Below are 10718 nucleotides of genomic sequence, written 5' to 3' on the forward strand. Positions count from 1 at the left end.
TCCCAGCAGTGGTGACTATGAAAGATCAACAAGCCCTAGTCTGTGTAGCGCATTCTGGTGCCATGCTGCAATGAAAGGGAAATTTCTTCTGCTGTTAATGGGGTAGGGAAATATACTCCCGAGATTTTAGCGCCATGAATACTGGCTCCACGAAGACTGATGCATTGACTGAAATCAATACCGCGTAAATCGGCCTGACGGAAATAACTGTTACTGAAATCGAGGCCGCTGGCAATTAAGCCCTGCAAATTAAGATGTCGAAAATCACAGCTGGTTAAATCAACCGTCTCTCCCTTGGCAATACGGTGATTAAATTCTTCTATTTTTCCATCGCGCAACAGTTGATAGAGCGGATCTTGAGTGATTTTTGGTTCTGCCATCTAAAACCTCAAACTGTAATATCAATCGTACCGCCCGGATTTTCCGGATCAAAGCCCGTTGCTTCATTTTGTGTCGCTTCATTGACAACGGCAACCGTCTGCAAACTGGCTGGCTCTTGCTCCTGCACTACCGTAGTCGAGGCAGTTTCACTGTTTTGCTGTACCGGGGTCTGCCGCCCGACCAATACATTTTCCGAAGATAACGGATTAGTCAGTGTGGGCTGACCGCTAAAAGGGGTGATACCAGGAATTTCCATTTTGTTACTCCTGTATAAAAGTCTTTAGTTACAGCTTACTCTTATCATTGCTGAATTGTAAACGCAGGTATTTGAAAAACCATGGTTTTCTCTCATTTTCATGAAATATTAGCAAATACTATTTTATGCGTGTTCTATGCTATCGTTTAGCTGACCCATACTGAGGGGGAATAGGTCATGCACCATGGGTAAACGGATTTTTTATTTGCTGTTACTTATAGTCAGCCTGGTTGCCTGTAGTTCGCAAACGGATAAGCCATTGCGTGTTGGGACCATTCCGTGGGCGGGCTACGAGATACTCTACCTGGCTCGCGATCTGGGGTATTACGATAACGCGCAAATCCAACTCAAGGAATTAGCCTCCAGCACGGAAGTTTTGCATGCCTTTCGGCAGGGCCAGCTGGATGCAATAGCCGTTACGCTGGATGAAGCCCTGCGAATGGCTGAAACTCACTCAGACCTTAAAATCGTGCTGATCTTTAATATCTCGAACGGGGCAGACAAACTGATCGTTGAGCCCGGAATAACCTCTCTGGCAGAACTCAAAAATAAACGTATTGCGGTCGAACAAAGTGGCGTTGGAGCCTATATGCTGTCACAGGTTTTGCGAGTGGCTCAGTTGCAAAGTAATGAGGTCATCATTGTTCCATCGACTATCAATCAACATTTTTTGATGTTGAGTAATCACCAGGTTGAAGCTGTTATCAGCTTTGACCCTGTTGCCTATCAGCTTCAACAACAGGGCTACATTAATCTGCTTGATAGCAGTCAGCTACCCGGTGAAATTGTCGATGTTCTGCTGACCCGTGACTCAGCAGTACATCAGCAACGCAAAAGCATTCAACAGCTACTGAACGGGTATTGGCAAGCTCGTCAATATATGACGGATAATCAGCAAGATGCATTAACCAGAATGGCTCCGCGGTTGGGTGTTTCAAACGAAGAGCTGGATCACTTTTACCAAAACCTGATTTTGCCAGAACGCGAGCATCAACAATATATTTTCAGCCATCAGCTTGAAAATATTATTGAATCGATGAGTGGGCTCATGACTGAGGCAGGTTTATTAAATAATGCTGTTGATAGTCAACAGCTGCTTTATGAAAGTATGGATTAATCATGTCTGCAATCCAAACATACCGGCTTACTTTTTGGCTGCCTCTAACCGTTACCTTTTTGTTTCTGGGGCTTTTGTTTTTTTATTCTGTTAATGAATATCGTCACCGTCTGTCTGATATAAAAGAAACCTCAAAAACCCAGCTTCATGAAACCGCTTTACAATTAGGCCATAGCCTTGAATATGCCATTGCTAACGATGACTATCAGCAAGCCCGAAGCAATGTGGCAAGATTTTCATTACGTGCCGACGCCCAGCTGGCTGTGTTAATCGATCAGAATAATCAGATTCAATCCGCCACACACTTTATCTGGCAAAACCAACCGGCTGAAAAAGTGCTCGACGAACAATTGTTGCCATATATTGAACTGGCACGTACTACCAAAAAAATCTTCGAGTTCGACAACGATAAAAAAAACTTGCTGAACCTGTTGTTACCATTATTTGAAGCGGAACAGCAATGGATACTGGTGTTACAAAATTCCATTGAAAGCAAGCTGGAAAAAGCCAGGGCAGAAACCATCAATGCCATTATTCCTTTGTTATTGTTGATTGTGCTGGCACACATCATTCTGATGGTCACTATTCGCAAGCTTGTTATAAGACCATTACAGGCATTAAAACAACTGACCGAACAGATTCAGGATCAACAATTTAATCTGATCAATCCCCTTAAAGGGAATACTGAACAGACGCAAGTCGCTCAGACATTAGTTGATGCCGCCCAACAACTACAGTCGCACATCAGTATTCTGACTGAGAACGAGCAGCGTTTGCGAATTACACTGGAATCCATTGGTGATGCGGTTATTGTCACGGATGCTATCGGTAATATTACACGAATGAATCGAGTGGCCAGTGAATTGACGGCCTGGCATGAAAAGGATGCCATCGGACAACCATTACCTGAAGTATTTGATATTTATCAGGCGGAAACCGGCGAAAAGATGACCAACCCGGTAGACCTGGTCATCAAAAGTGGTGAAGTCGTCGAATTAGCCAATCATACCGTTCTGGTTGCCCGAAATGGTACGCGATATCATATCTCTGATAGTGCAGCACCGATCCGTGTTGATCATGATCGTCAGACCGAAATTCTTGGGGTGATACTGGTTTTTACCAATGTGACCAACCAGTACCAACTGCGTCAGGAGCTACGTCAATCCGTCGATTTTCTGAAAAACTTGCTGACCATAAGCCCCAGTGTTACTTACATTCTGGACGTCAATGAAGCCAGCCACAGAGAATTTCATCTGAGCTATGTCAGTGAATCCGTCATCAGTTATTCCGGTTATCCTGCCGAATACTGGTTGAGCCAGCCCCAAGCCTGGCAACAAAGTGTTCATCCTGATGATATCAATGGCGTTAAGCGTACTTTGCTGGCGGCTTTACAAACGGATAAACCAGTCAGTAATCAATTTCGTTTTCGTCATCGAGATGGTCATTACATTACGGTTGAGGATCATCTTTCTGCAGTAAAAAATGCTCAGACACAAAAAGTGCAAATCGTCGGAGTAGTGCTGAATATCAGTGAACAAAAACAAACCGCTGAACAAAATGCGTTATTTGGTGAAATTCTTGAACGCTCGTTAAATGAAATATATGTCTTTGATGCCCAGACATTCAAATTTATTCAAGTAAACCATGGTGCTAAATCCAATCTGGGGTTCAGTATGGAAGAATTGCAGGAAATGACGCCTATCGATCTGAATAAAGACTATAACCGGGTAACGTTTGAAGCCTTAATTTCACCCTTGATAAACGGCGAAACACAACGCCTGAATTTTGAAACCTATCACTATCGTAAAAATGGCAGCCGTTATGAAGTCCATGTGGATTTGCAAACCGCCATCTACGATGAAAAAACCGTCTGTATAGCCATTACTGAAGATATCACCCTCCGCAAACAAGTTCAGACCCATCTGAATCAAGAGCGTGTTTTGCTGAGAAGTATTATTGACTCATCACCCGATTTAATTTTCTGTAAGGACGAACAGGGTAAATATATCCGTTGTAATCAGGCAGTGATAAATTTCCTGGGGACGAATGAATCGGAAATTATTGGAAAAACAGATTTTGACTTTTACCCGGAGAAAGAAGCCCGTAATTATCGTCACAGTGATCAACTCACCTTGCAGCACGACACCAGCCAATTTTATGAAGAACGTAAATACGGAGCAGATGGGCGAGAGGTATTGTTTGAAACCCTGAAAACCCCGCTTAAGAATGAAACCGGTGAAACGATAGGTGTGCTTGGCATCAGTCGTGATATCAGTCGGCAATACGAAGCTGAAAAGGAATTACGTCTGGCCAGTTTAGTGTTTGAAAACAGCAATGAAGGCATCATCATTACCGATGAAAACAATCTCATCGTTACTGTGAACCCGGCGTTCACCATTATGACCGGGTATTCTCTGGAAGACGTCACCGGTAAAAACCCATCCATCCTCAGCTCTGGTTACCATGATAAATACTTTTACGAGCTGTTGTGGAATCAGCTTGAACAACAGGGTTTCTGGTCTGGTGAAGTACAAAACCGTCGCAAGAATGGTGAAATCTATCCGCAATGGTTATCCATTAGCCGTGTTGATAACGAGCAGGAGCAGCTGCAAAATTATGTTGCCATCATGTCGGATATCAGCAAGTACCGGGAAGCAGAACAGAAAATAAATTTCCTGGCACATCACGATGTCTTGACCAGTTTACCTAATCGGGCCTTACTCAAGGATCGCATTCACCAGACGTTGATTTCAGCAGAGCGTCATCAGCAAAAACTGGCGTTACTGTATCTGGATCTGGATCGGTTTAAATTTATCAATGACAGTCTCGGTCATGCGATAGGTGACAGTTTACTGATAAAAGTGGCCGGAAGACTTATCGAACAAATGCGGGAACAGGATACCGTATGCCGGACCGGGGGCGATGAGTTTATTATTTTATTACCTGACACCGATGCTGATGGAGCCGGACATGTGGCCCAGAAGTTAGTGGAAAATATCACCGCACCTTTTGAAATTGAAGGTAACCAGCTGTTTGTTACTGTTTCGATAGGTATCAGTGTTTATCCGGATAACGGAAAAGATGCAGAAAGCCTCAATAAACATGCAGACACAGCCATGTATCGGGCAAAACAGGCCGGACGCAATCAATATCAGTTTTTCACCGCTGAGATGCATTCACAGATTGTGTATAAACTGGAACTGGAGCATGCCTTGCGATTTGCACTGGCCCGTAATGAACTGTCTTTGGTTTATCAACCTTTAGTGGATATCAAGCAAAACAAAATTACCGGTGCAGAAGCCTTGTTACGCTGGGATCACCCGGAGTTTGGAATGATTTCGCCAATGGAGTTTATTCCTATTGCAGAAGAAACAGGCATGATTAATCCAATAGGACAGTGGATTTTGCACACGGCAATTGCGCAATGTAAACAATGGGTTGAAGCCGGACATGAGGATTTATTAGTGGCGATAAACCTGTCTGCCGTGCAATTCAATAATCCTTTGCTGGTTAACATGATAAATGCCATTCTTCATGAACATCAGCTGGCAGCAGATAACCTGGAGCTGGAAATCACCGAATCGGTCGCTATGATCAATATTGATCTGACTATTAAACAACTCAGATCCCTTGCAGATGCTGGTATTCGGTTATCACTGGATGATTTCGGTACCGGCTATTCTTCTTTGAATTACCTGAAAAAATTCCCTATTAATAAACTCAAAATTGATCAGAGTTTTGTGTTTGACATGCTGATAGATGAAGATGATGAAGCCATTGTTGATGCCGTTATCACTCTTGCCCGATCACTGGGTTTGAAAACGCTGGCGGAAGGTGTTGAAACAACAGAACATCTGCAAGCATTAAAAAACAAGGGGTGTGACTTTATGCAGGGTTATTTATTCAGCAGACCTGTCCCGGCTGACCAGTTTTTTAATTTATTAAATCATCCACCGCTGAGTAATTTAGGCGTAGACTGAACATAAATTGGTAATGGAGCCGGATATGCAACAGCAAAAAATTGACCAGATCGAAGTCTTATTACAATTTGATCCCAGCAACACGCTGCAAGGTATAAAAATTCATCATTCAACAGCGCGGGAAGGTCTGGTTGAAGCGGCGCAACAATTATTTAATAACGGTTTAATTACACAGGCTGATGGTGGATATCTGACCGATTTGGGTCATGAAGCCTCTGAACATCTGCATACTGCTATACAGCTGATGTCGCCGCCGAATTAAACGCGCTGGTAAACCTCAAAACTATAGGCATAATCATTTTTTTCATCTGCCGGGTGCGATTCCTGGCTGATTAACTGCCACTGAGTTTTATCCCATTCAGGAAACCAGGTATCGCCTTCCAATTCAGCATGAACTCTTGTGAGATAAAGTTTATCGACGTTATCGAACATCTGCTCAAACAATGACGATCCACCGATCACCATTATTTCATCCGCATCTGCGGCAAGCTTTAATCCGGCTTCAATCGAATTGACGACATCACATCCTTCAGCCTGATAATCAGCTAACGAACTCACCACAATATTTTGCCGACCAGGTAAGGCTCGGCCGATCGACTCGTGGGTTTTACGGCCCATTAAAATGGGTTTACCCATAGTAATACAGCGAAAATATTGCAGATCCGCTGACAGTCGCCATGGCAGATCATTGTCGCGTCCAATTAACCCCTGTTCATCCATTGCTACTACAAACGCCGTTTTCATCTCACACCTCATTGATTTACTTTGCATAGCATAGCATCGCTGAAATTTTATCCGGTATCATCAATTCAATGCTTCAGGAATCTGGTAGGTGTTACATGTTGAATATGCTGGGATCGCTAATCGGTGGCTTGGGTTTGTTTATGTTAGGCATGTGGTTGATGACTGACGGACTCAAACAAATTGCCGGAGATAAGCTCAATCAAATCCTGCAAAGCTGGACCAACACTCGTCTACGCGGCCTCAGTGCGGGTTTCCTGCTCACGGCTATTATTCAACACTCAGGTGCCGTCACTCTGGCCACAATTGGTTTTGCCAATGCCGGCATTATCAGCCTGAGAAGAGCAATGTGGATTGTGTTTGGCAGTAATGTCGGCACCACGGTCACGGGCTGGTTAGTTGTCTTGGTTGGTTTCAACCTGAATATTGAAAAATTTGCCTTACCGTTAATTGGTATCGGTATGGCGATGCGCTTATTAGGCATTAATCGTGGTTATGCCAATATCGGTTTGGCATTAACCGGTTTTGGCCTGCTATTTTTAGGAATAGCCGCTTTAAAAGCCACTTTCAGTGGTGCCGACAGCTTGTTTGATTTGCATTTTTCCAGTGGCTTATTAGTCGTTGATATAATATTGTTTGCGTTAGCTGGGTTGCTCCTGACAACGCTACTGCAATCATCCAGCCTCACCTTAACCTTGGCGTTAACCTCGCTCGCTGGTGGAATAATTGGTTTATTGCCTGCAGCTGCAATTGTCATCGGCAGTAATTTGGGATCCACCACAACGTCCATTTTTTCGGTTATCGGTAGTCAGCCAGTAGCCAAGCGTATCGTTGCCAGCCATGTCATTTTTAATCTTTTAACGGCCATTGTCAGTCTAATTTTATTGGTGCCGTTAATATGGCTGATCCACTGGTTTCAGCAATTAATAGTTGACGATGTGCAGTTCACCACCACATTAGTCTTATTTCACACGGTCTTTAATGTATTAGGAGTTGCACTTATCTGGAAGCTGGCAGCCCCTTTGGAAAACTGGCTGAAAACCAAGTTTTCCGGTGTTGATCAAAGTATTGCCGAAACGAAATATCTTGATAAAACGACGTTAAAAATTCCGAACCTGGCACTTACTTCAATCCGTCTTGAATTAATTCGATTAAATCAGCATGTAATAAAAATGGCGACGCATTGTATTCATAAAAATCGGCCTGTGAGCTGGTTAAAACAGCAACACAGTTTCACTGAACAAAATGTTTTAAAAATAGGGGAATTCAGTCGGCTACTCTACCAGCAACATATTAATGAGCAGATCGCAGAAAAAACAGCTGATTTGATACGTGTTTCCCAATACTGTGACGCTATTTCCTCACTTACGGTTGGTATTGCTGAAAATCGTGCTTTATCCAATCATCCTATTGCGGCTGAATTACAACAACAACTGGCACATTTCAATGTGGACTGTTTAATGTTGCTGGATATCGCCACCCTGGATAAACCCGGTCCAGATTTATCCAATCAGCTCGATACCCTCGAAAAAACGTATCTTTCATTAAAATCATTATTGTTAAGACGTGGTGCAGAAGGAAGACTTTCTATTGCTCGCATGGAAAAAGAATTGCAAGCCATATCTCAACTCAGGCGGCTCTGTCAGCAAGCTGTAAAAGCCACAGCATTTTTTAAAACCAGCCAAGCCGATCCCCCTATTGATAATCTGGTAAAACAAGCTTAACAACTACGGTATGCTTTGCTTATAAAACAGATCATAAGCTGTGGATAAAATTATCTGTGGATAAGTCGCAAAGTTATACACAGGAGATCCATCCCGCAAGCTTAAAGTTATGCACAACCTAACCATTATTTAACACAATGAATAATAAGTATTTTTTGGATTAATACAGCTATACACAGGACTAAAGCATTAACATCATTAAAAAGATCTCTTTTATTTATTTAGTATTGATTAATGAGCTGCATCGTCGAAATCGCCTTATCCTGTCCATTACGTCAGACATTTGATTATCTAAGTGATGATCCTGCAGAGAGCTGGCAAACCGGTATGCGTACAGCTGTCACTTTTGGGAGTAGACCACTGATTGGAATTGTCATTGCGATAAAACCCATAACGGAAGCTTCAGTCAGTAAACTAAAAAAAATTGATCAGCAAGTCGATAAACAGGCATTTTTGCCAACAGAAATCATGCAGCTGGTGCAATGGGTAAGCCGTTACTACCATCATCCCATTGGAGAATGCTTTCAAGCCGCTTTACCAAAACAATTACGACTTGGTGATGCTGATGAGATGCAAACCGAAACATTTTGGTCTTTAAAACAACGACCAAACAATAAACCCGGCAAAAAGCAGAAGCAGATCCTGAATTTATTGGAAGATTATCCGGAAGGACTCAGTGAAAAGGCATTGCGGGTTCAATTAGGAAATGTAAAAAGCAGCTTGACTGCCCTGCAAAAACAAGAATCGATTATTGCCAGCCAACAAGTTGCATTACCACTACCTTGTTTACAAATACAGCAGGGGGTATTGCTAAATGATGAACAAAAACAATCTGTTGAAACAATACTGAAGGCCAGGGATAAATTTTCCACTTTTTTGCTACAGGGAATAACCGGAAGTGGCAAAACAGAAGTTTATATTGAAATCTGTCGGGAGCTCATTGAAAACCAGCAACAGATATTAGTATTAATTCCGGAAATTGGATTAACCACGCAATTTGTTGAACGTTTCCGTCAATCATTAACGGCAAATATTGTAGTCATAAATTCTTCCGTTTCAGATAACGATCGGAAACAAGCCTGGTTACTGGCCAGAGCAGCAAAAGCAGATATTATTATCGGTACCCGTTCAGCTGTTTTTACGCCAATGCTTAATCCGGGGTTGATCATCATTGACGAGGAACATGACAGTTCCTATAAACAACAGGATGGATTACGCTATCACGCCAGAAATGTGGCATTAATGCGTGCTAAAAGACTGAATATTCCTGTTGTGCTGGGTAGTGCAACACCCTCATTGGAAACCTTATATCAAGTAAATCAGAGACGTTATCAGCTGCTTAAGTTAACGCAACGAGCCGGTGGGGCCACCTTACCCAAAGTGAAACTGATAGCCGCAAATAGTGCTATTGATAACAATGGCTTAAGTACAGGATTGTTAAAATCCATCGAAAAACATATTGAGCAAAATCATCAGGTTTTACTGTTTATCAATCGTCGTGGATTTGCTCCGGTACTGATGTGTCACCAATGTAACTGGCAGGCTAATTGCCGGAGTTGTGATGCAAAAATGGTGGTACATCAACAGCAGAACCGTCTTTTCTGTCACCATTGTGGATTGATACAAACGTTGCCAAAAAGTTGTCCGGAATGTGGTAACACGGAACTGAAAAGTTATGGCATTGGCACTGAAAAAGTCGAACAGGCTCTGACAACGATTTTTAGAGATGTGCCTGTCATGCGAATTGATCGGGATAGCACCCAGCGGGTGAATGCATTTGCCGATATGGTTAAACAGATTAATCAGGGGCAGGCCGCGATTCTGGTCGGCACCCAGATGTTAGCTAAAGGCCATGATTTCCATGATGTAACCCTGGTAGGGGTGGTAGATGCTGATCAGGCATTGTTCAGTGCCGACTTTAGGGCGACCGAAAATCTTGCACAATTGATCACTCAGGTGACGGGAAGAGCTGGACGTGGCAAAAAAGCCGGGGAAGTCTTGATTCAAACCGAACAGCCGGAACATCCGTTTTGGAAAAAACTGTTACAACACGGTTATGAAACCATAGCCGAAAATTTATTAGCAGAGCGGATGGAGATGCAATTACCGCCTCATGGTTTCTGGGCGGTTTGGCGTGCTGAAAGCAAAGAAGCGGATCTGGCTATGCAATTATTGCAACAGATTTCTGAATTATTACATCACTCATCTTCGTCAGTACTGATTCTGGGACCGGTTCCCGCTTTAATGGAAAAGCGTGCAGGACGATATCGTGCACAACTACTGATGCGATCCGCAGATCGTGCTGCTCTGCATCGATTAATTGATCAACATATCAATTCCATCAGTAAGCTTAAACTGGCGCGAAAAGGTCGCTGGTCGATAGACATCGATCCTACGGAGTTAATATGAACCTAAGGATAGTGTCATCCACCAGCCTGATCGGTTAAAATTCGCCATCACATTTCTGTTATCTGGACTTCATTACCTTGAAAGACCAATTGAAAACAATTATCGAAAGC

The 10718-nt window shown here is 42.9% G+C and carries 8 protein-coding genes; 5 read left to right on the plus strand and 3 right to left on the minus strand.

Annotated elements, in window-relative coordinates:
* Positions 1–35 precede the first annotated feature (35 nt).
* Entirely contained in the window at positions 36–380 is a 345-nt protein-coding gene (locus B3O33_RS14520) for a pentapeptide repeat-containing protein (RefSeq protein ID WP_292361105.1), read from the minus strand.
* 8 nt (positions 381–388) lie between these two features.
* On the minus strand, positions 389–637 hold the full coding sequence (locus tag B3O33_RS14525) for a hypothetical protein (protein ID WP_292361107.1): 249 nt from the start codon (positions 635–637) through the stop codon (positions 389–391).
* Between the two features lie 184 nt (positions 638–821).
* Between B3O33_RS14525 and B3O33_RS14530 the strand changes: the two genes are divergently transcribed.
* The 3 genes from B3O33_RS14530 to B3O33_RS14540 are packed head-to-tail and all read left to right on the plus strand — an operon-like array spanning position 822 to position 5996.
* Entirely contained in the window at positions 822–1754 is a 933-nt protein-coding gene (locus B3O33_RS14530) for an ABC transporter substrate-binding protein (protein WP_292361109.1), read from the plus strand.
* 2 nt (positions 1755–1756) lie between these two features.
* Positions 1757–5734, plus strand: a complete 3978-nt coding sequence (locus B3O33_RS14535; RefSeq protein ID WP_292363872.1) for a sensor domain-containing protein — start codon at positions 1757–1759, stop codon at positions 5732–5734.
* Between the two features lie 25 nt (positions 5735–5759).
* Positions 5760–5996, plus strand: coding sequence for a TIGR02647 family protein (locus tag B3O33_RS14540; RefSeq protein ID WP_292361113.1), 237 nt, complete (start codon positions 5760–5762; stop codon positions 5994–5996).
* Here B3O33_RS14540 and folA read toward each other — a convergent pair.
* On the minus strand, positions 5993–6478 hold the full coding sequence (gene folA, locus B3O33_RS14545) for a type 3 dihydrofolate reductase (RefSeq protein WP_292361115.1): 486 nt from the start codon (positions 6476–6478) through the stop codon (positions 5993–5995). The genes B3O33_RS14540 and folA overlap by 4 nt on opposite strands.
* Positions 6479–6573: 95 nt before the next feature.
* Here folA and B3O33_RS14550 point away from each other — a divergent pair, with 95 nt between their 5' ends.
* Positions 6574–8199 (plus strand): Na/Pi cotransporter family protein, encoded by a 1626-nt coding sequence (locus B3O33_RS14550; protein WP_292361116.1) that lies wholly within the window; start codon positions 6574–6576, stop codon positions 8197–8199.
* Between the two features lie 234 nt (positions 8200–8433).
* Positions 8434–10608, plus strand: a complete 2175-nt coding sequence (locus B3O33_RS14555) for a primosomal protein N' (RefSeq protein WP_292363873.1) — start codon at positions 8434–8436, stop codon at positions 10606–10608.
* Positions 10609–10718: the final 110 nt, after the last annotated feature.

Source organism: Methylophaga sp. UBA1464 (genome assembly GCF_002325665.1).
GTDB lineage: Bacteria > Pseudomonadota > Gammaproteobacteria > Nitrosococcales > Methylophagaceae > Methylophaga.

Coding starts and splice junctions, on each gene's coding strand:
- B3O33_RS14520 (WP_292361105.1), bottom strand. CDS start 380: ATGGCAGAACCAAAAATCACTCAAGATCCGCTCTATCAACTGTTGCGC.
- B3O33_RS14525 (WP_292361107.1), bottom strand. CDS start 637: ATGGAAATTCCTGGTATCACCCCTTTTAGCGGTCAGCCCACACTGACT.
- B3O33_RS14530 (WP_292361109.1), top strand. CDS start 822: ATGGGTAAACGGATTTTTTATTTGCTGTTACTTATAGTCAGCCTGGTT.
- B3O33_RS14535 (WP_292363872.1), top strand. CDS start 1,757: ATGTCTGCAATCCAAACATACCGGCTTACTTTTTGGCTGCCTCTAACC.
- B3O33_RS14540 (WP_292361113.1), top strand. CDS start 5,760: ATGCAACAGCAAAAAATTGACCAGATCGAAGTCTTATTACAATTTGAT.
- folA (WP_292361115.1), bottom strand. CDS start 6,478: ATGAAAACGGCGTTTGTAGTAGCAATGGATGAACAGGGGTTAATTGGA.
- B3O33_RS14550 (WP_292361116.1), top strand. CDS start 6,574: ATGTTGAATATGCTGGGATCGCTAATCGGTGGCTTGGGTTTGTTTATG.
- B3O33_RS14555 (WP_292363873.1), top strand. CDS start 8,434: ATGAGCTGCATCGTCGAAATCGCCTTATCCTGTCCATTACGTCAGACA.